Origin of the sequence: Mycobacterium sp., assembly GCF_050700595.1 — a bacterium.
Taxonomy (GTDB): domain Bacteria; phylum Actinomycetota; class Actinomycetes; order Mycobacteriales; family Mycobacteriaceae; genus Mycobacterium.
Genome location: NZ_JBOHHI010000135.1, coordinates 1 through 20,919, shown reverse-complemented (window position 1 = coordinate 20,919; position 20,919 = coordinate 1). Strand labels below are relative to the sequence as shown.

Sequence of the window (20,919 nt, the reverse complement as noted above, 5' to 3'; positions counted from 1 at the left end):
TCACCGGAAGTTCGCAGTTCGAGGAGCCGACCGGATCGATCGCGGCCGGCGCGATGGTGATCACCGTCCCGATCATTGTTTTTGTTCTAGTCTTCCAACGACGGATTGTTGCGGGGTTGACCTCCGGCGCGGTGAAGGGATAGCTCGATGGCCGAGATTGTGTTGGCTGACGTGACCAAGAGTTACCCCGACGGCGCGACGGCCGTGAAGGAACTGAGCATCACCATCGCCGACGGAGAATTCCTCATCCTGGTCGGGCCCTCCGGCTGCGGCAAGACGACCACACTGAATATGATTGCCGGACTGGAGGAAATCTCGTCCGGCGAGCTCCGCATCGGCGGTGATCGGGTGAACGAGAAAGCGCCCAAGGACCGCGATATCGCGATGGTGTTCCAGTCGTACGCGCTTTACCCCCACATGACGGTGCGGCAGAATATCGCGTTCCCGCTGACGCTGGCGAAGATGAAAAAGGCGGAGATCGCCGACAAGGTCGAGGACACCGCGAGAATCCTCGACCTGACCGACTTTCTCGACCGCAAGCCCTCCCAACTGTCGGGGGGGCAGCGACAGCGGGTCGCAATGGGCCGGGCTATCGTGCGCCATCCCAAGGCCTTCCTGATGGACGAGCCGCTGTCCAATCTGGATGCCAAATTACGAGTGCAGATGCGCGGTGAGATCGCGCGGCTTCAACGGCGGCTGGGCACCACCACCGTCTACGTGACCCACGACCAGACCGAGGCCATGACACTCGGCGATCGGGTGGCAGTGATGCGCGGTGGCGTGGCACAGCAGATCGGAACCCCTGACGAGCTCTACGAGCGGCCCGCTAACCTGTTCGTCGCGGGCTTCATCGGCTCGCCGGCGATGAACTTCTTCCCCGCCACTCTGACGCCGACCGGACTGCGCCTGCCGTTCGGCGAGGTGACGCTGACCCAACCCGTCTACGATGTGCTCGCGCAGCACCCCACACCACACAACGTCATCGTCGGGTTGCGCCCGGAGCATCTACAAGACGCCACATTGATCGACGCCTACCAACGCATCAGCGCGCTGAAGTTCGAGGTGAAGGTCGACATGGTTGAATCGCTGGGCGCCGACAAATACGTGTACTTCACCACCGAGGGTGCCGTGGTGCATTCCGACCAGTTGGCCGACGACGATGCCGAAACCGGCACGGACGAACACGAATTCGTGGCCCGGGTTCCGTCTGCGTCGAAAGCGACCAAAGGACGGACAATCGAATTGGCCTTCGATACTTCCAAGTTGGCTGTTTTCGACGCCGACTCCGGCGTCAACCTGACTGTTTCACCACCCGCTGAGGCCGGGTGACACAGACCCTGGCCAGGGTCCGCGCCCACCTGCGCGGTCATTTCGCCGAGCGGGGTACCGACACCGAGCCCGACGTCGCCAGCGTGACGTTTCTGGGTGCCGAACCCATCGAGGTACTGCGCTTCGGCCCCGGCGACGACGGGGTGACGCATTACGTGTCGTTGGGCTGCTCGCGACATCCGATGGTCGATCCGGCGCAGATCGTCGCCGATCCGTTGCGTGGGCCGCGCGCGGAAGTCGTTCTGCGGCTGAATGTTCCGGGACCGGTTAGCGGGTTGGCCCGGAGCCTCGCGGTAATCGCGACGACACCGGCGGTCGAGGGCGTGGTACTGGCGCCGGATGCGCTGATCGACCTCGGCTCACCGCTGTGGGCGCGTCCATCCGGCCGCGGACCTTTCACCGCGGTGCTGTTGGGCCGCAGCGACATCGCTGATCTGCCGCTGGAACCGCCGCGTGGCCCGGTGAGTTTTCTGTCCGCGACGCCGATCACCGCGACCGAGGCGGCCTGGGTGCGGCTGAAAGGAGCCGACGCCATGCGCGAGGCGTGGCAGACCGACGGCGTCGACGTGCTGGACCCCAACCGTCGAGCTACCCAGCCGGGCTGATTGTCTCACTCGCGCGTCAAAGCCAGTTTCTGCGCCGGAAGTTGCGGTAGAGCATCATGCACACGCCGACCATGATCACGACCACCACCGGATAACCCCATTTCCAATGCAGTACGGGCATGTAGGGGAAGTTCATCCCGTAGAAACCGGCGATCATCGTGGGCACCGCCGCCAACGCCGCCCAGGCCGATATCTTGCGCATGTCGACGTTCTGCTGCATCTCGACCCGGGCCAGCGCGGCCTGCACCAGCGAGCTGAGCATCTCGTCATAGCTGGCGATCTGGTCGGCGGCATGCGTCTGGTGGTCGGCGACGTCGCGCAGGTAGCGCCGCACTTCCTTGGAGATCAGGTCTTTGTGTTCGTTCAGCATCCGCTGAAACGGGACCGACAGCGGATTGACGCACCGGCGCAGCGCGACGACCTCGCGCTTGAACTGGTAGATCGGTTCGATGTCGCTCCGCTGGCCGGGCGCGAACGCCATTTCCTCGATGGCGTCGATATCGGCCTCCATCAGATGGGTGACCTCCAGGTAGTGGTCCACCACATAGTCGGCGATGGCGTGCAGCACCGCATACGGGCCCAGCCGCATTTGGTTGGGGTCGGCATCCATCCGCTTGCGCACGTCGGCGAGCCCGCCGTGTTCCCCATGCCGGACCGTGACGACGAAATTCCTGCCGACGAAGACCATGATCTCGCCGGTCTCGACGACCTCGCGGACCGGCGCCACCGAGTCGGGCCGGGCGTAGTTGACCGTCTTCAGCACCAGGAACAGGGTTTCGTCGTAGAGCTCGAGCTTGGGCCGTTGATGCGCGTGCACGGCATCCTCGACGGCCAATCGGTGCAGTCCGAAAACGTCAGCGACGTCTTGCATCTGGTGCTCGTCGGGCTCGTGCAACCCGATCCAGACGAACACGGCCCGACCGGTAGGTTCGACTTCAGCCACCTTGGTCAGCGCGTTGGCGTGGGTGTAGGTTCCGGGCAGCCGCACCCCGTCGACGTAGACGCCGCAGTCGACCATCGCCTGGGCGACCGGCACGGGGAGCGATGGGGTGGTCGGGGCGGTCGTCTTGGCTCGCACCACGGGTCGCAGCGACGGGGGCAGCGAGCGAAACGATCGCATCAAGTCGCCTCCCGTCGTCAGCCGATTGCCCGCCTTCTCCTCAGGCCGGAATGCTACGCGCCCCAGGTCGGGGCTGCCTGCGAGTGGCTCGGCGCTGGTGCGCTAGTTTCGGTTCCGACGCAATTCAAGTCCAAGGAGACCCGACGTGAGCGTAAGCCCCATCAAGGTCGCCGTCACCGGTGCCGCCGGCCAGATCGGCTACAGCCTGTTGTTCCGCCTGGCCAGCGGCTCGCTGCTGGGCCCCGACCGCCCGATCGAGCTGCGGCTGCTCGAGATCGAGCCGGCGCTCAAGGCGCTCGAGGGTGTCGTGATGGAACTCGACGACTGTGCGTTCCCGTTGCTGTCCGGCGTCGAAATCGGCGCGGACCCGAACAAGGTCTTCAACGGCGTCAATCTGGCCCTGCTGGTCGGGGCCCGTCCGCGCGGGCCGGGTATGGAGCGCAGTGACCTGCTGGAGGCTAACGGCGCTATCTTCACCGCGCAGGGGAAGGCGCTGGGCGAGGTGGCCGCCGACGACATCCGCATCGGCGTGACCGGTAACCCCGCCAACACCAACGCGCTGATCGCGATGAGCAACGCGCCCGACATCGGCCGTGAGCGGTTCTCCGCGCTGACCCGTCTCGACCACAACCGGGCGATCTCGCAGCTTGCCAAAAAAACCGGCGTCAAGGTCACCGACATCAAGAAGATGACGATCTGGGGCAACCACTCGGCCACCCAATACCCCGACATCTTTCACGCCGAGGTCGGCGGCAAGAACGCCGCCGAAGTCGTGGGCGATCAGGGCTGGATCGAGAACGACTTCATCCCCACCGTCGCCAAGCGCGGCGCCGCCATCATCGACGCGCGGGGGGCCTCCTCGGCCGCGTCGGCCGCATCGGCAACAATCGACGCCGCCCGCGACTGGCTGCTGGGCACCCCGCAGGGCGACTGGGTCTCGATGGCCGTCGTCTCCGACGGGTCCTACGGTGTGCCGGAGGGCCTGATCTCGTCGTTCCCGGTGATCACCAAGGGCGGCGACTGGAGCATCGTGGGCGGCTTGGAGATCGACGAGTTCTCCCGCGGCCGGATCGACAAGTCGACTGCTGAGCTCGCCGATGAGCGCAGCGCGGTGACCGAACTGGGGCTGGTCTGAGCCAGCAGTACCCTGAGGCCGTGCCAGAACGCATCCCAGCGGAAAGCTCGCACATCGTCCTCGAGGACGAGGAGATCTTCGAGGCCCATGTAGCCGGGAAGCTTTCCATGCAGTCGAGGGCCCCGCTGGATACCCAGCGCGCCTTATCAATCACCTACACCCCGGGCGTGGCACAGGTCAGTCGCGCGATCGCCGCCGACCGCACGCTGGCCGCCCGCTACACCTGGGCGCATCGGCTGGTGGCCGTGGTGAGCGACGGCAGCGCGGTTCTGGGTCTCGGCGATATCGGCGCGGCGGCGGCGCTGCCCGTGATGGAGGGCAAATGCGCGCTGTTCAAAGCGTTCGCCGGTTTGGACGCGATCCCGATCGTGTTGGACACCAAGGACCCCGACGAGATCGTCGAGACCCTGGTGCGGCTGCGGCCGACCTTCGGCGCCGTCAACCTCGAAGACATCTCCGCGCCGCGTTGCTTCGAGATCGAACGTCGTCTCATCGAAGCGCTCGACTGCCCGCTCATGCACGACGACCAGCACGGCACCGCGATCGTGGTGCTGGCAGCGCTGATCGGCGCCACCAAGGTACTCGGCCGTGAGATGTCCTCGCTGCGGGTGGTGATCTCCGGAGTCGGCGCGGCCGGTGTGGCATGCGCCAAAATTCTGATGTCGGTGGGTATTTCGCATATTACGGTGCTTGACTCGCGCGGCATCCTGCATCCGGGGCGCGACGATCTGACCGCTGTCAAAGCCGACCTGGCGCAGCGCACCAACCCCGACGGTTTGACCGGCGGCATGGTGGAGGCGCTCAAGGGCGCCGACATGTTCCTGGGCGTGTCCGCAGGCGTGGTGCCCGAGGAGCTGATCGCGTCGATGGCGCCGAACGGCATCGTGTTCGCGCTGTCGAACCCGGACCCGGAGATCTATCCCGATGTCGCTGCCCGGCACGCCGCGATCGTCGCCACCGGCCGCAGCGATTTCCCCAACCAGATCAACAACGTGCTCGCGTTCCCCGGGGTGTTCCTCGGTGCGCTGGATGCAGGTGCGCACACGATCACGGAAAAGATGAAGGTCGCCGCAGCCGAGGCGATCGTCTCCGTCGTCGCCGACGGCCTGGCGCCGGACCGAATCGTCCCGAGCCCGCTGGACCCGCGGGTCGGTCCGGCGGTCGCCGCGGCGGTGGCGGCCGCGGCAGACACCACGGAGTGACCGCCGGCAAGTGTTTTGCGCTGGCGCTTGCCACGGCGCTGGCGGTGGCCGGGTGCGCCGAGACGCATCACCACGCGGGCGAACTGGTGGTCGGGTCGCGTCCCGAGTCCGTGTTGCTCGCCGATATCTACGTCGGCGCGTTGCGCTCCTACGGCCTCGGAGCGCGAAGCGAGTCGGGATCCGATCCGCTGGCGATGCTGGACTCCGGGGAGTTCACTGTCGTGCCCGGTTTCACCGGGCAGGTGCTGCAGGACTTTCAGCCGGGTGCCAGGGTGCGGTCCGACCAGCAGGTGTACCGCGCGATGGTCGGCGTGCTGCCCGAGGGAATCGCCGCCGGTGACTACGCGACCGCCGCGGAGGACAAACCCGCGCTGGCGGTGACGCGGTCGACGGCCAGGGTATGGGGCGGCAACGAGCTGAGCGCGTTGCCGCGGCATTGCGACGGTCTCGTTGTCGGGTCGATTGTCGGTGTCCGGACACCGGCGAAAGTGAGTCGGTGTCAATTGCCGGCTGCGCACGAATTCGGCGACGACGCAGCGATGTTCGCCGCGCTGCGGGCCGGACGGGTCACGGCAGCCTGGACCAGCACCGCCGCCCCCGACGTGCCGGCCGACCTGGTGTTGCTGGCTGATGGCAAGCCCGCACTGGTGCAGGCCGAAAACGTGGTGCCGCTATATCGCCGCAACGGGCTGACCGACCGGCAGCTGTTGGCCATCAACGAGGTGGCCGGGGTGTTGGACACCGCCGCACTGGTAGACATGCGCCGCCAAGTGGGCGGCGGTGCCGACCCGCAGGCGGTGGCCGACGCGTGGCTGGGCGAACACCCGCTGGGCCGTTAGCCCTTCCTTTTTGTCGCGAGCGTGCGTGTCCCAGTGGCATGCGGTGCAATCCCGGGTTTGCGCACGCTCGTGCCAGAAGGACGACCCGCGCTACTTGGACTGAAACCGGGCGGTCATAGGCATCATGAGCCGTTGATAGCCGGACGGGGCGATGCGGACAAGCAGGTCGAAGGCTTTCGCATCCGGGCCGACAACGACGCGGGCCTTGTTCTTGCGCACTGCCCTCAGGATGATCCGCGCAGCGCGCTGGGCGCTGGTGATGGCAACCTTGTCAAATGTCGCGATCCCTATGGACATGTCGACTCCGTCAGCCGAGCCGGCGTTGCGCGCGATCGCCGTCTTGACGTACCCCGGGTGCACTGCCGTGACTGCGACACGATGCCCCGCCAGGGCCATTTCCTGCCTCAGTGCCTCAGTGAAGCCGCGGACAGCGAATTTGGCTGAGGTGTAGGCAGCTTGGCCCGGTACTCCGAACAGTCCGAACATGCTCGACATGTTGACGACGTGCCCGTCGCCGGACGCGATCAGGTGGGGCAGGAACGCCTTGGTCCCGTTGACCACACCCCAGTAGTCGACGTCCATCACTCGCTCGATGTCTTTGAACTGGCTGACCTCGACGTCTCCCAGGAACGCGATTCCCGCGATGTTGTAGATCTGGTTGACCTTGCCGAAGTGGTCGTTGATTGCATCGGCGTAACCCAGGATCGCCTCTCGTTCGGTGACGTCAAGGCGGTCACACGGACCGTCGCACCGATTGCCCGCACGAATTCCTCGGTTCGGGTGAGTCCTTCGGTATCGACGTCGCTGATCGCGAGCTTTGCGCCGGCGCGGGCAAGTTCGATTGCGAGCGCCTGACCGATACCCGAACCGGCACCGGTAATGGCGGCGACTTTTCCGGCGAAGCCATCCACGGAAGCACCTCCTACAAGTGGCCAACCACAAGGAGTGTGCCAGCCCAATCTCTCCCGGACCGGAGTTTGGCCCAGTCAGGGCGCTAGCGTGACGACGGCATCATCCGTCCGACGACCGCGGAGAACAGCCGCTGGTAACCCGAGCCGGTCGCCCGCACAATGGCGTCCAATACCTTGGCGTCGGGGCCCACCAGCACGCGGGCCTTGTTCTTGCGCACCCCATCGAGGATGATCCGCGCCGCTCGTTGCGGGCTGGTAATGGCGAGTCGTTTGTCGAAGAACTGGGCCAACTCGCCGGAGTCCACGCCTTCGACCGCCGTGGCGTTACGGGCGATCGAGGTCTTGATGCCCCCGGGATGCACGGTGGTCACCTTGACCGGATGTTTGGCCAGCGTCATCTCCTGACGCAAGGCCTCGGTGAACCCGCGGACGGCGAACTTGGCCGAGTTGTATGCCGCCTGCCCGGGCACCGAGAACAACCCGAAAATGCTGGAGATGTTGATGACGTGCCCATCGCCGGAGGCGATCAGGTGCGGCAGGAACGCCTTGGTGCCGTTCACCACGCCCCAGTAGTCGACGTCCATCACCCGTTCGATGTCTTTGAACTGGCTGACCTCGATGTCGCCGGTGAACGCGATCCCGGCGTTGTTGTAGATCTGGTTCACCTTGCCGAAGTGCTCGTTGACCTCGTCGGCGTAAGCCAGGAAAGCCTCGCGTTCGGTGACGTCGAGGCGATCCGCTTTGACCGGTGCGCCAATGGTCTTAATCCGCTCCGCGGTCTGCGCCAGTCCTTCGGTGTCGACGTCGCAGATCGCCAGCTTGGCGCCCGAGCGGGCCAGCTCGATGGCCAGTGCTTGGCCGATACCCGATCCGGCACCGGTGACGACGGCGACTTTCCCGGCAAAACCCTCCATGAACACCCTCTCTAGTTGCGCGAGCGTGCGTGTTGGTACGACGGCTCGCCGATATCGCTGACACTTTACGCACGCTCGTCGGCGCAGCGATTGCTCAGCCGAGCGCCAGGTCGATGATTTCCTGCTGCTCGACGGCGTGCACCTTCGACGAGCCCGACGACGGCGCCGACATGGCCCGTCGAGAAATCCGTTTGAGCCCGGACAACTTGTCCGGCAGCAACTCCGGCAGTTCCAGGCCGAACCGGGGCCAAGCGCCCTGGTTTGCCGGTTCCTCCTGCACCCAGAAGAACTCCTGGACGCCTGGATAGCAGTCCAGCGTTTCGTCGAGCCGGCGTTTGGGCAGCGGCGCCAGCTGCTCGATCCGCACAATTGCCACGTCGTCGCGGTCGTCCTTGGCCTTGCGGGCCACCAACTCGTAGTAGAGCTTTCCGCTGGTCAGCAGAATCCGCCGGACCTTGCTCCGGTCGCCGATGCCGTCCTCATAGGTAGGCTCTTCGAGCACCGACCGGAACTTGACCTCGGTGAAGTCCTTGATGTCGCTGACCGCGGCCTTGTTGCGCAACATCGATTTCGGCGTGAACACGATCAGCGGCCGCTGGATCCCGTCAAGCGCGTGCCGGCGCAGCAAGTGGAAGTAGTTCGACGGCGTCGAGGGCACCGCGACTGTCATCGAGCCCTCCGCCCACAGCTGCAGGAAACGTTCGATGCGGCCCGACGTGTGGTCGGGGCCCTGGCCTTCGTGACCGTGCGGCAGCAACAGCACCACGTTGGACAACTGTCCCCACTTGGCCTCACCGGAGCTGATGAACTCATCGATGATCGACTGCGCACCATTGACGAAGTCACCAAACTGCGCTTCCCACATCACAAATGCATCCGGATTGCCCACCGTGTAGCCGTATTCGAAACCGACAGTGCCGAATTCGGACAGCGGCGAGTCGTAGACCAGGAATTTACCGCCGCTCGGGCTGCCGTCGACGTTGGTGGCCAGCAGCTGCAGCGGGGTGAACTCCTCGCCGGTAGTGCGGTCGATGATCACCGAATGCCGCTGCGAGAAGGTGCCGCGCCGGGTGTCCTGCCCGGAGAGCCGCACCAGTTTGCCCTCGGAAACCAATGAACCCAGCGCCAACAGCTCGGCGAACGCCCAGTCGATCTTGCCCTCGTAGGCCATCTCGCGGCGCCTCTCCAGCACCGGCTGGACCCGGTGGTGCACGGTGAAGCCCTCCGGCACCGCCAGGTGCGCATCGCCGATGCGGGCCAACAGCGACTTGTCCACCGCGGTGGACAGGCCCGCGGGAATCATCTGGTCGGACTCCACCGATTCGCTGGGTTGCGCTCCGTGCTTCTCCAGTTCGCGGACCTCGTTGAACACCCGCTCCAACTGGCCCTGGTAGTCGCGCAGCGCGTCCTCGGCTTCCTTCATCGAGATGTCGCCACGGCCGATCAGCGCCTCGGTGTAGCTCTTGCGTGAACCGCGCTTGGTGTCGATCACGTCGTACATGTACGGGTTGGTCATCGACGGGTCGTCGCCCTCGTTGTGACCGCGCCGGCGGTAGCACAGCATGTCGATGACGACGTCCTTCTTGAACTTCTGCCGGAAGTCGACGGCCAGTCGCGCCACCCACACGCACGCTTCCGGGTCGTCGCCGTTGACGTGGAAGATCGGCGCGCTGATCATCTTGGCGATATCGGTGCAGTACTCGCTGGATCGACCGTGCTCGGGGGCTGTGGTGAAGCCGATCTGGTTGTTGACGACGATATGGATGGTGCCGCCAACCCGGTAGCCGGGCAGCAGAGCCATGTTCAGGGTCTCGGCAATCACTCCCTGTCCGGGGAACGATGCATCACCGTGCAGCACCAACGGCACCACCGAGTAACCCTCCTCGGTGTCGCCCTTGTCGAGCAGGTCCTGCCTGGCCCGGACCAGTCCCTCCACCACCGGGTCGACGGCTTCCAGGTGCGACGGGTTCGCGGTCAACGACACCTGAATATCGTTGTCGCCGAACATCTGGATGTAGATGCCGGTGGTGCCGAGGTGATATTTGACATCACCTGAGCCATGTGCCTGCGACGGGTTGAGGTTGCCCTCGAACTCGGTGAAGATCTGCGAATAGGGCTTGCCGACGATATTGGCCAGCACGTTGAGCCGCCCGCGGTGCGGCATTCCGATGACGACCTCATCGAGACCGTGCTCCGCGCACTGGTCGATCGCGCCGTCCATCATCGGGATGACCGTCTCGGCACCCTCCAATGAGAAACGCTTCTGCCCAACGTATTTCGTCTGCAAGAACGTCTCAAAAGCCTCCGCGGCATTGAGTTTGGAGAGGATGTACTTCTGTTGGGCCACAGTTGGTTTGCCGTGCCTGACCTCGATTCGCTCCTGCAGCCACTGTTGCTGTTCGGGTTCGAGGATGTGTGTGTATTCCACGCCCACGTGGCGGCAGTACGCGTCGCGCAGCACCGACAGCACGTCGCGCAGCTTCTTGTGCTCCGCGCCCGCAAACCCGTTGACCTTGAATGTCCGATCGAGATCCCACAGCGTCAGGCCGTGGGTCAGCACGTCGAGGTCGGGGTGGCTGCGGAAGCGGGCGTTGTCCAGTCGCAGCGGATCGATATCTGCCATCAGGTGGCCGCGGTTGCGGTAGGCGGCGATCAGCTCGATGACCCGGGGATTCTTGTCGACGGCCGAATCCGGGTTGTCGGCGCGCCAGCGCACCGGCACGTAGGGGATGGCAAGCTCGCGGAAGATCTCGTCCCAGAAGTCGTCGGAGAGCAACATCTCGTGGAGGGTGCGCAGGACGTCACCGGATTCGGCACCTTGGATGATGCGGTGGTCGTAGGTGGAGGTCAACGTGATCAGCTTGCCGATGCCCAGATCGGCGATGCGTTGTTCGCTGGCGCCCTGGAACTCCGCGGGGTATTCCATCGCGCCGACACCGATGATCGCGCCCTGACCCGCCATCAGCCGGGGAACCGAGTGCACCGTGCCGATGGTGCCGGGATTGGTCAACGAAATCGTCACGCCGGCAAAGTCTTCGGCGGTGAGCTTGCCGTCACGTGCGCGGCGCACGATGTCCTCGTAGGCGGTGACGAACTGTGCGAAGCGCATGCTCTCGCAGCGCTTGATGCCCGCCACCACCAACGAACGCTTACCGTCCTTGCCCTGCAGGTCGATCGCCAGGCCGAGATTGGTGTGCGCTGGTGTGACGGCGCTGGGTTTGCCGTCGACCTCGGCGAAGTGCCGGTTCATGTTCGGGTACTTCTTGACGGCCTGCACCATCGCGTAACCCAGCAGATGGGTGAACGAGATCTTGCCGCCACGAGTGCGCTTGAGCTGGTTGTTGATGACGATCCGGTTGTCGATCAACAGCTTCGCCGGGATGGCGCGGACGCTGGTTGCGGTCGGCACATCCAGCGACATAGCCATGTTCTTGACCACGGCCGCGGCAGCACCGCGCAACACTTGGACTTCGTCACCTGCGCCCGGCGCCGGGCCGGTCGGCTTGGCCGGGGCCACCGGTGCGCCGGCGGCACCGTTGCCCGGGCCTGCGGTGGTGGCCGGTGTCGGCCTGGCCGCGGCGGGAGCAGAGGCGGCCGGCTGGCCGTCACCCGGGGTCTGGGATTCGGTCGTCGGCTCCGGGTTGTAGTCGACCAAGAACTCATGCCAGCTCGGATCCACCGATGACGGGTCGTCGCGGAACTTGCGGTACATCTCTTCGACCAGCCATTCGTTCTGCCCGAATGGTGAACTTGTACTGCTCACGGCAGCTGCTCGCCTCGATTCCTCTGTCCGCAAGCGCGCGAACGACGCTTGACCAACTCTTGCGCGCCGTGTGCCGCGCATCTCCCACCTGCGGCGGCACACGGTTTCCGCCCCATAAAGGCTAACTCTTTGCCGACAAACCGGCAGGCGCGCGCCGCTAGCCGGTGGCGGCGTCGCGAACTGGTGGCAGCAGACGCAGGGTCACCGGCCAGCGAGCCGGGGGTGCGCCGAACGCCGTGCGGGCATTGCGGACGATCTTCTTACCCACCAGCCGGTTGCCGGTGGCGCCGATCGCCGCGCCGATACCGACCGGCAACAGCTTGCCGAACAGCAGCGCGCCGCGCCCCAGTGTGTAACGTCTGACGGCGTAGCTGAGTAACCGCGAGTTGAGCCGCGATAACGAGGGCATCGGCAGCGAGGCCACACCCTCGGACAACCAGGCACCACTGGTGCGGCCGGGCCCGATCAGTTCGGCAATGGCCCGCTTGCTGTCGTCGCCGACCAGCACGGCCAGCACCATTGCCCGCCGTCGTTCCCGATGTTCGGTCGGGATGCCGTGTACAGCGGCCAGCGCCAGCGAGAAGAACGCTGTCGCCTCCAGGAACACCACGGTTTCGCCCGCGGCCGCAGAAAGCGCGCCCAGCGTGCCGACCCCGGGCAGGGTGGCTGCTGAACCCACCGCTGCGCCGCCGGCGGTCACCGTGGTCAGGTAACGTTTTTCCAACTTCGAGACCACGACGGCCGGGCTCGCACCCGAGTTCACGTCGCGAAGCCGGTCCACGTAGGCCTGCGCCGCCGACGCCTGCACACGTGAGCTGCGCTCGATGACGAGGGCTAATGCCCGCGCGGACGCTTTGGGCTTGGCGTTGCCGGTAGCGGGCAGCGGATCCGTCGTCGACCCACCCCGTCGGGCGCTCATCTGAACTCCTTCGGCCGTAAACCGCAGCATTGATACCGCGTAGGAACGCCGATCCCGATGTGCGCGTCCGTGCAACGCCCGTTGGTGTCGGTGGCCGTGGATAGGTTGCGGGTATGTCGCGGTTCCGGTTGTTGCCCACACCCGCTCAGCAGGCGGTGTTGGTGGAGCATTGCGGCCATGCCCGGTTCGTGTGGAACTTGGCCGTCGAGCAGCAGCAGTCGTGGCAGCCGCGGCGTCGCGCCCCTGGGTACAACGAGCAGTGCTCGCAGTTGACCGAGGTCCGCGCCGAATACGACTGGCTGGCGGCCGGGTCGCAGACCGTGCAGCAGCAGGCGCTGCGGGATTTCGCCCAGGCCATGCGCAACTTCTTCGCCGGCACCCATCGGCGCCCGTCGTGGCGCAAGGCCGGCGTGCATGAAGGCTTCCGGCAAGTCGGGCTCAAGCCGCGCCATGTCGAAAAGCTCAACCGCCGCTACGGGCGGGTATGGGTGCCCAAGGTCGGATGGGTCCGATTCCGCCGGAGCCGGGCAGTGTCCGCGGGGGTGAAGTCCTACCGCATCACGCGGGATCGAGCAGGTCGCTGGCATGTCGCCTTCGCACACATCCCCGACCCGATCCCGGGACCAACGGATGGCAGCGTGGTCGGTGTCGATCGCGGTGTGGCGGTGACGGCGGCCCTGTCCACCGGGGAACTGCTGCACACCCCTAGCCTGACACCCGGTGAGCAGACACGGCTGCGCCGCCTGCAGCAACGCCTCGCCCGCGCCCGGCGGGGCTCGAACCGCCGAGCGCGCACCAAGCGGGCGATCGCCAGACTCAAAGCCCGCGAAGCCGACCGGCGGCGCGACTGGGTGGAAAAGACCACGACCGATCTGGCGCGCCGGTTCGACACCATTCGCGTGGAGGACCTCGATGTGCGGGCGATGACCCGCTCCGCGCGCGGCACAGTGGAGCACCCGGGCGTTCGGGTCGCCCAGAAGCGGGGTCTCAATCGTGCGATCAGTCGTCAAGGGTGGGGCCGGCTGGTTGCCCGGCTCGACCACAAAGCTGCGGGACGCCTCGAACGGGTCCCGGCCGCGTACACGTCGCAACGATGCTCCGCTTGCGGGCATGTCGCGCCCGAAAACCGCAAGAGCCAAGCGGTCTTCGCGTGCGTCGCCTGCAGTGCGGGGCCGTGCAACGCCGACGTGAACGCTGCCCGCAACATCGCCGCCGGACGGGCGGTACCAGCACAGGGAGACCTCGCCGCAAGGCGGTCTGTGAACTGTGAACCTCAACTCAGCTCTCCTGCCGCCTAAGTAGGTTAGGACCGGGTTGCAATCCCCGAATTTCAAGTCCGGGGAGGACGTCAAAGCTGCCTCCATTACCTGCACAATGTCACTTCAGGTTAGCGCCGGTGCACGCTCGCGAACCGGACGGACGCGCGATGGGCTACCGGCTGACGTCGTTGTGTCGATACCCTCGATACGGACGTTGCGGCGAATGTCGTCCACGATCGGGTCGGGGCACTGGAGGCCCGTGCCACCGGAATCATGGCACGGCGCGACGAGGTGTCATGGCTGCAAAGGTTTGCCACGTCATCGCGGTCCGGCGGCTGCAGTACCGGCAGACGGCGGGACCCGAGACTGGGAGCCGAAACGGAGTGGGGGAGATGACGAGGCGATGACCATGGCGACGATTCGGGCGCGTCCGCGACGTGGCAACACCGCGACGAGCCCGCGCGCCACCACCCCGAATCCGTGGAGCGCCCTGTGGGCCATGATGGTCGGGTTCTTCATGATCCTGGTCGACTCCACCATCGTCGCGGTCGCCAATCCCAGCATCATGGCCAGACTGGAAACCGGATACGACACGGTGATCTGGGTGACCAGTGCGTACCTGCTCGCCTACGCGGTGCCGTTGCTGGTAGCGGGCCGACTCGGTGACCGCTACGGTCCCAAGAACCTCTACCTGGCCGGTCTGGCCGTGTTCACTGCCGCGTCGTTGTGGTGTGGGCTGTCGGGCAGCATCGACATGTTGATCGTCGCTCGGGTGGTTCAGGGCATCGGCGCTGCCATGCTGACCCCGCAGACCCTCTCGACGATCACCCGCATCTTCCCGCCGCAGCGCCGTGGGGTGGCGATGAGCGTGTGGGGCGCCACCGCGGGCGTCGCCACCCTGGTGGGTCCGCTGGCCGGCGGTGTACTCGTGGACGCGCTGGGCTGGGAGTGGATCTTTTTCGTCAATGTCCCCATCGGCATCGTCGGCCTGGGGCTGGCGGTCTGGTTGATCCCGGTCCTGCCCACCCACAGTCACCGCTTCGACCTGATCGGCGTCGCGTTGTCCGGGGTGGGGATGTTCCTCGTCGTCGTCGCCCTGCAGGAGGGCCAGTCCGGTGGCTGGGCGCCGTGGATCTGGGCGGTGATTGTGGCCGGCATCGGGTTCATGGCGGCGTTCGTCTACTGGCAGTCGATCAACACCCACGAGCCGCTGATTCCGCTGGACATCTTCCGCGACCGCGACTTCAGCCTGTCCAACGTCGGGGTGACCGTCATCGGCTTCGCGGCAACAGCGATGGTGCTGCCGCTGATGTTCTACGCGCAAACGGTGTGCGGATTGTCGCCCACCCGCTCGGCGTTGCTGCTCGCCCCGATGTCGATCGTGAGTGGCCTGCTCGCGCCGATCGTCGGCCGGATCGTCGACCGATCCCATCCGCGGCCGGTCGTCGGTTTTGGGTTTTCGGTGCTCGCGATCGCGTTGACCTGGCTTTCGGTCGAGTTGACGCCGTCCACCCCGATCTGGCGGCTGGCGCTGGTGTTCACCGTGCTGGGCGTCGGGATGGCGTTCGTCTGGCAGCCGCTGGCGGCCACCGCTACCCGGAACCTGCCGCTGGAGTTTGCCGGGGCCAGCTCCGGTGTGTACAACGCCACCCGGCAGCTCGGCGCGGTGTTGGGCAGCGCCGGCACGGCGGCGTTCATGACGTGGCGAATCACCGCGGAGATGCCCCCGACGCCTGCCACTGGCCGCCGGGCCGCGGGCCTGCAGCTGCCGGAGTTCCTGCACGCACCGTTCTCGGCCGCGATGTCCCAATCGATGCTGCCGCCGGCGTTCATCGCGCTGTTCGGCGTGGCCGCCGCGCTGTTTCTGGTCGGGCCCACCGCGTCGGCGTTCGCCGGCCGGTCCGTGCGGACGCGGCCCGAGGACCACGACTACGACTTCGATGACGACGACGACGTCGTCGAGTACATGCTGATACGCCCGTCCGGTGCTCCGTCCGAGGCGATCTCCCGACCGGCCGATTCGCGTGCCGGCGACGACACCGAACCGCTGAACGCTCAAGAGCGCCGACAGTTGCCGCGTGAACGCGGCCCCACATCGACGGCTGAACCGATCGGATTCGCCCACAACGGCTTTCATGTGGACGACGAAGAGCGCTTCCGCTCGATCACGAATTTCTCACCGCCGACGGTCGAACGTCCGTCGCGGCATGGGCTACCCGACGACCCGCCGCGCAACCGTCATTACCTGGACGATCCCGACGACGCGGTCGACTATGGTCGGCATTCATTCCGCCACGACTAAACAGCTTGCACGCCAGGGGATGTCAACGACAGGAATGCTCCCTAGACGGGTGTCGCTCAGCCCCGGGTGTTGCCGATCAATTCGACCCCGTTGCCGTTCCACCGGAACTTCACCACGCTGGTCAAGCCGGTAATGCCGCTTGGGTAAGTCAGCGCGACAGTGTCGCCGGTGCACTGCGGGGTGTCGATGCCGGTAAACCCGAACGTGTCGGGCACGTCGCGCGGAATGTATTTGCCGAGATGGAACATCACTGCCCTGGTGTTGGGATGCTCGGCGTTGGTGTTGGCCTTGACGATCACCGCCGACAGCTGCGCGCACTCGCTGTAATTGCCGGCCAGGGGCTCGGGGTTCCATGGCTGCCGGCTGCGCGGATCACGGGGCAGCTCGGAGACCGCCCTGGCAATCGCCGGCGCGGCAAGGCTGATCGCGCACGGGTCGGCGGGCGCCACGGTGGTGCTGGTGGGGGCCGCGGTCACCCTCGGCGGTGCCGCTGTACTGGGCGCGGCACTCGGATGGTTCGTGGGCTGCGGCGTTTTGGCGACGGTGGAGTCGCCGGACCCGCAGCCTGTCAACATCGCGGACACCAGCCCGGCTGCGGTCAGTCCCGCCAACCACCGAGCAACGCTGGGTCGGTTCCACACATCGCTGCACCGTACCGGTACCGGGCCGACGGGTGCGGCAGGCGCGGCGGATAACGGTCCGGGTCGCCGCCAGTCAGTAGACTTCAGTTCCGATGACTTCCCCGGATAACGCGACGACAACCTTCGCCGACCTGCAGATTCACCCCGCGGTGCTGCAGGCTGTGAACGACGTCGGATACGAGTCGCCGTCGGCCATTCAGGCGGCGACGATCCCGGCGCTGCTGGCGGGGTCTGACGTTGTGGGCCTGGCGCAGACCGGCACCGGCAAGACCGCCGCCTTCGCGATCCCGATCCTGTCCCGGATCGACACCAGCAGCAAGGTGACCCAGGCACTGGTGCTGGCCCCGACCCGCGAACTTGCGCTGCAGGTCGCCGAGGCGTTCAGTCGCTACGGGGCACAGTTGCCGCAGCTCAACGTGCTGCCGATCTACGGCGGATCGTCCTATGGCGTGCAACTGGCCGGCCTCAAACGCGGTGCTCAGATCGTCGTCGGCACTCCCGGCCGGGTCATCGACCACCTGGAACGGCGGACATTGGATCTGTCCCGGGTCGATTATCTGGTGCTCGACGAGGCCGATGAGATGCTCGCCATGGGCTTCGCCGAAGACGTCGAGCGCATCCTCGCCGAGACCCCGGAATACAAGCAGGTCGCATTGTTCTCGGCGACCATGCCGCCGGCGATCCACAAACTCACCGCCAAGTACCTGCATGACCCGCTCGAAGTCACCGTCGAAACGAAAACCGCCACAGCGGAGAATATTTCGCAGCGCTACATCCAAGTCGCAGGCCCGCGCAAGATGGACGCGCTGACCCGCGTGCTCGAAGTGGAGCCGTTCGAGGCGATGATCGTGTTCGTCCGTACCAAGCAGGCCACCGAGGTGGTCGCCGAAAAACTGCGCGCCCGAGGGTTTTCCGCAGCCGCCATCAACGGCGACATTCCACAGAGTCAGCGCGAACGGACCATCGCCGCACTGCGAGACGGCGGCGTCGACATCCTGGTCGCCACCGACGTGGCCGCGCGCGGGCTGGACGTGGACCGGATCTCGCACGTGCTCAACTACGACATCCCGCAGGACCCCGAGTCCTACGTGCACCGGATCGGACGCACCGGCCGGGCCGGACGATCCGGGGCGGCATTGCTGTTCGTCTCACCCCGGGAACGCCACCTGCTCAAGTCGATCGAGAAGGCGACACGGCAAAAGCTCAGCGAGGCCGAACTGCCCAGCATCGAGGACGTCAACGCGCAGCGGGTGGCGAAGTTCGCCGATTCCATCACCGACACGCTCGGCGCACCCGGAATCGAGCTGTTCCGCAGCCTGGTCGAAGACTACGAGCGCGAACACGACGTGCCGATGGCCGACATCGCCGCGGCGCTGGCCGTGCAGTCCCGTGACGGCCAGCCATTCCTCATGCCGCCCGAGCCGCCACCCGAGCGCCGGCCAAAAGAGCGCCCGGATCGTGCCGCCAAGGCGATACGCAAGCCGAAGGAAGGGCCTAAAGAAGGGTTCGCCACCTACCGCATCGCCGTCGGCAAGCGCCACAAGGTCGGTCCCGGCGCGATCGTGGGCGCCATCGCCAACGAGGGCGGTCTGCATCGCAGCGATTTCGGCCACGTCGCGATCGGAGCTGACTCCTCGCTGGTGGAGCTGCCGGCCAAACTGTCGCGTTCGACGCTCAAGTCACTTGAGCGCACTCGGATTTCGGGTGTGCTGATCAATCTGCGACCCGAACGTCGCCGTAATGGACACAGCGGCGGCAAATCGCGCCGAAAACACGCCGAATGACTCTGTCGAAGGAAACGGCCGCCCAGGGCGGACTGGAACAGGTCGCGGGACCGGACCGGGTCGCGTCGCTGACCGGGATCCGCGCGGTGGCGGCGCTGCTGGTGGTCGGTACCCACGCGGCCTACACGACCGGCAAGTACACCCACGGCTATTTCGGCCTGATCTGTTCGCGCATGGAGATCGGCGTGCCGATCTTCTTCGTCCTGTCCGGCTTCCTGCTGTTTCGTCCGTGGGTGAAGTCGATCGCCCGTGGCACCCCGGCGCCGTCGGTGACCCGTTACACGCGGCACCGCGTGCGGCGCATCATGCCGGCCTACATCGTCACCGTGCTGGCCGCCTACCTGCTGTATCAGTTCCGGACGGCCGGACCGAACCCCGGCCACACCTGGACGGGGCTGTTCCGCAACCTGACATTGACGCAGATCTACACCGGCAACTACCTGGGGTCGTATCTGCATCAGGGACTCACCCAGATGTGGAGCCTTGCGGTGGAAGTCGCCTTCTACGCGGTGTTGCCGCTGGTGGCCTACCTGTTGCTGGTACTGGTGTCGAAGCGGCGCTGGCAGCCGATGTTGCTGCTGGCCGGCCTGGCCGGGCTGGCGTTGATCACTCCCGCCTGGTTGGTGCTGGTGCACACCACCAACTGGTTGCCCACTGGGGCCCGGGTGTGGCTGCCTACCTATTTCGCCTGGTTCATCGGCGGCATGATGCTGGCAGTGTTGCAGGCGATCCGCGTGCGGTGCTACGCCCTCGTTGCGATACCGCTGGCGGTGGTCAGCTATTTCATCGTCTCCACTCCGATTGCGGGCGCGCCGACGAGCGCGCCCGAGGGCCTGGTCGAGGCGTTGGTGAAGGCCGGGTTCTACGCGGCCATCGCCGCGCTGGCGGTGGCGCCGCTGGCGCTCGGCGACCACGGTTGGTACCCGCGGCTGCTGGCCAGCCGACCGATGGTGTGGCTGGGCGAGATCTCCTACGAGATCTTCCTGATCCATCTGGTGACGATGGAGATCGCGATGGTCGAATTGGTGCGGTACCCGATCTACACCGGCTCGATGCTGAACGTGTTCGTCGTCACGCTGGTGATCACCATTCCGCTGGCGTGGCTGCTGCACCGGTTCACCCGGGTGCCGGGCTGATGCCCGCGCTGAAGATAGGTTACCCTGCCCTAAGTTGACCGGTGCGCTGGAAGGGGTACTAACAGGGATGGCCGATCAGAAGGGATCCCGCGGCCTCGCGGGCGCGGTTTTGAAACTGATGCGGGCGGGGGACTACCGGCTCACCGTGACCGGCAAGCGGGACATCAGCCCGCACTACCTGCGCCTGTCCTTCGATGCCGGCGGAATGCTCGCCGAGCACCCCCTGCACCCGACGATGTGGATCCGGATGTGGTTTGCCGACGGGAGCAAGCTGCACCAGCGCGGCTACACGCTGGTCGACCCAGACCCGGACGCCGACACCGTGGATGTCGAGTTCGCGTTGCACGACGGGCTCGCGTCGCGATGGGCACGGGCCGCGCGGCCGGGAGACACCATCAAGGCGACGGTGATGGGCAGCAAGTTCGTGATCCCGGAGCCCCCTTCGGCCGGTTACGTCATCGTCGGCGACAGCGCTTCGTTGCCCGCGATCAACTCGCTGCTCAACGCGATTGGCGACGCTCCGGCACAGGTCTTCCTGGAGGCGGGCTACGACGACGACAAGGACCTGCCGGTGGCGGGCGACCCGGACGTCACCTGGGTGGACCGCAAGAATGCCGGGGAGGCGTTGGTTCAAGCGGTCAGGTCAGCGGCGTTCGAGGCGGGCGACCACTTCGGTTGGGTGGCCTGTGACAGCCGGACCACTCGCTCAGTGACAAAAGTGCTACAGCACGACTTCGGCATACCGCGGAAATCGATTGCTTCGCGTGCCTATTGGATGGTCGGGCGCTCCATGGAATAAGCAGCCGGCAGCATTACCGGGACGACGAACTCCTCGACCATCGTCTGCAGTGACGTGATCACCCGTACCAGCCAGCGGGCGCGGCCGGCTGGAAGCCCGGACCTCTTTTTGAGTGTGCGTCCAGGGCGACGACACGCCTTGGATTCAAGCGGTCGCTGCAACAAAGGCGGACGGGTCTGAGAGTAGTCGGTTGAGTTCTTCGGCGGGGGTGCGCCAGCCGAAGCGCTTGCGGGGACGCGCGTTGAGTTCGGCCGCGACGTT

15 protein-coding genes and 2 pseudogenes are annotated in these 20,919 nt (G+C 66.0%); 11 read left to right on the top strand and 6 right to left on the bottom strand.

Annotation, left to right across the window (positions count from 1 at the left end; translation table 11 throughout):
- The 3 genes and pseudogenes from ACRDTL_RS13210 to ACRDTL_RS13200 all read left to right on the top strand — a co-directional run.
- Nucleotides 1–143, top strand: a pseudogene (locus ACRDTL_RS13210) (carbohydrate ABC transporter permease); the annotation flags it as partial.
- 4 nt (nucleotides 144–147) lie between these two features.
- Nucleotides 148–1,329: an ABC transporter ATP-binding protein gene (locus ACRDTL_RS13205; RefSeq protein WP_431507155.1), complete on the top strand. Its 1,182-nt coding sequence runs from the start codon at nucleotides 148–150 to the stop codon at nucleotides 1,327–1,329.
- Nucleotides 1,326–1,934, top strand: a complete 609-nt coding sequence (locus ACRDTL_RS13200; RefSeq protein WP_431507154.1) for a suppressor of fused domain protein — start codon at nucleotides 1,326–1,328, stop codon at nucleotides 1,932–1,934. The genes ACRDTL_RS13205 and ACRDTL_RS13200 overlap by 4 nt, the downstream gene beginning before the upstream one ends.
- Before the next feature lie 16 nt (nucleotides 1,935–1,950).
- Here ACRDTL_RS13200 and corA read toward each other — a convergent pair whose 3' ends face one another.
- Entirely contained in the window at nucleotides 1,951–3,054 is a 1,104-nt protein-coding gene (gene corA / locus ACRDTL_RS13195; RefSeq protein ID WP_431507153.1) for a magnesium/cobalt transporter CorA, read from the bottom strand.
- Between the two features lie 145 nt (nucleotides 3,055–3,199).
- On the opposite strand from corA, the gene ACRDTL_RS13190 reads away from it, so the two are divergent.
- The 3 genes from ACRDTL_RS13190 to ACRDTL_RS13180 all read left to right on the top strand — a co-directional run bounded on the left by ACRDTL_RS13190 (nucleotide 3,200) and on the right by ACRDTL_RS13180 (nucleotide 6,230).
- A complete protein-coding gene (locus ACRDTL_RS13190) occupies nucleotides 3,200–4,189 on the top strand; it encodes a malate dehydrogenase (RefSeq protein ID WP_431507152.1) in 990 nt (329 codons plus the stop codon).
- Nucleotides 4,190–4,296: 107 nt separating this feature from the next.
- Nucleotides 4,297–5,391: an NAD(P)-dependent malic enzyme gene (locus tag ACRDTL_RS13185; protein ID WP_431507156.1), complete on the top strand. Its 1,095-nt coding sequence runs from the start codon at nucleotides 4,297–4,299 to the stop codon at nucleotides 5,389–5,391.
- Nucleotides 5,388–6,230, top strand: coding sequence for a glycine betaine ABC transporter substrate-binding protein (locus tag ACRDTL_RS13180; RefSeq protein WP_431507151.1), 843 nt, complete (start codon nucleotides 5,388–5,390; stop codon nucleotides 6,228–6,230). The genes ACRDTL_RS13185 and ACRDTL_RS13180 overlap by 4 nt, the downstream gene beginning before the upstream one ends.
- A gap of 90 nt (nucleotides 6,231–6,320) precedes the next feature.
- On the opposite strand, the pseudogene ACRDTL_RS13175 reads toward ACRDTL_RS13180, so the two are convergent.
- The 4 genes and pseudogenes from ACRDTL_RS13175 to ACRDTL_RS13160 all read right to left on the bottom strand — a co-directional run bounded on the left by ACRDTL_RS13175 (nucleotide 6,321) and on the right by ACRDTL_RS13160 (nucleotide 12,737).
- A pseudogene (locus ACRDTL_RS13175) lies at nucleotides 6,321–7,141 on the bottom strand (SDR family NAD(P)-dependent oxidoreductase).
- 83 nt (nucleotides 7,142–7,224) lie between these two features.
- Entirely contained in the window at nucleotides 7,225–8,055 is an 831-nt protein-coding gene (locus ACRDTL_RS13170) for an SDR family NAD(P)-dependent oxidoreductase (protein ID WP_431507150.1), read from the bottom strand.
- A gap of 94 nt (nucleotides 8,056–8,149) precedes the next feature.
- Nucleotides 8,150–11,818, bottom strand: coding sequence for a multifunctional oxoglutarate decarboxylase/oxoglutarate dehydrogenase thiamine pyrophosphate-binding subunit/dihydrolipoyllysine-residue succinyltransferase subunit (locus ACRDTL_RS13165; RefSeq protein ID WP_431507149.1), 3,669 nt, complete (start codon nucleotides 11,816–11,818; stop codon nucleotides 8,150–8,152).
- A gap of 157 nt (nucleotides 11,819–11,975) precedes the next feature.
- Nucleotides 11,976–12,737 (bottom strand): hypothetical protein, encoded by a 762-nt coding sequence (locus ACRDTL_RS13160; RefSeq protein WP_431507148.1) that lies wholly within the window; start codon nucleotides 12,735–12,737, stop codon nucleotides 11,976–11,978.
- 113 nt (nucleotides 12,738–12,850) lie between these two features.
- Between ACRDTL_RS13160 and ACRDTL_RS13155 the strand changes: the two genes are divergently transcribed.
- Nucleotides 12,851–14,035, top strand: a complete 1,185-nt coding sequence (locus ACRDTL_RS13155; RefSeq protein WP_431507147.1) for an RNA-guided endonuclease InsQ/TnpB family protein — start codon at nucleotides 12,851–12,853, stop codon at nucleotides 14,033–14,035.
- A 370-nt stretch (nucleotides 14,036–14,405) separates the two neighbouring features.
- The gene (locus tag ACRDTL_RS13150; RefSeq protein WP_431507146.1) at nucleotides 14,406–16,298 is read left to right on the top strand and encodes an MFS transporter; all 1,893 of its coding nucleotides are present in this window, start codon (nucleotides 14,406–14,408) and stop codon (nucleotides 16,296–16,298) included.
- A gap of 56 nt (nucleotides 16,299–16,354) precedes the next feature.
- On the opposite strand, the gene ACRDTL_RS13145 is transcribed toward ACRDTL_RS13150, so the two are convergent.
- Nucleotides 16,355–16,939 (bottom strand): LppP/LprE family lipoprotein, encoded by a 585-nt coding sequence (locus ACRDTL_RS13145; protein ID WP_431507145.1) that lies wholly within the window; start codon nucleotides 16,937–16,939, stop codon nucleotides 16,355–16,357.
- 92 nt (nucleotides 16,940–17,031) lie between these two features.
- Between ACRDTL_RS13145 and ACRDTL_RS13140 the strand changes: the two genes are divergently transcribed.
- The 3 genes from ACRDTL_RS13140 to ACRDTL_RS13130 all read left to right on the top strand — a co-directional run bounded on the left by ACRDTL_RS13140 (nucleotide 17,032) and on the right by ACRDTL_RS13130 (nucleotide 20,658).
- Nucleotides 17,032–18,723, top strand: coding sequence for a DEAD/DEAH box helicase (locus ACRDTL_RS13140; protein WP_431507144.1), 1,692 nt, complete (start codon nucleotides 17,032–17,034; stop codon nucleotides 18,721–18,723).
- Entirely contained in the window at nucleotides 18,720–19,859 is a 1,140-nt protein-coding gene (locus ACRDTL_RS13135) for an acyltransferase family protein (protein WP_431507143.1), read from the top strand. The genes ACRDTL_RS13140 and ACRDTL_RS13135 overlap by 4 nt, the downstream gene beginning before the upstream one ends.
- Before the next feature lie 67 nt (nucleotides 19,860–19,926).
- Nucleotides 19,927–20,658: a siderophore-interacting protein gene (locus tag ACRDTL_RS13130; RefSeq protein WP_431507142.1), complete on the top strand. Its 732-nt coding sequence runs from the start codon at nucleotides 19,927–19,929 to the stop codon at nucleotides 20,656–20,658.
- Nucleotides 20,659–20,919: the final 261 nt, after the last annotated feature.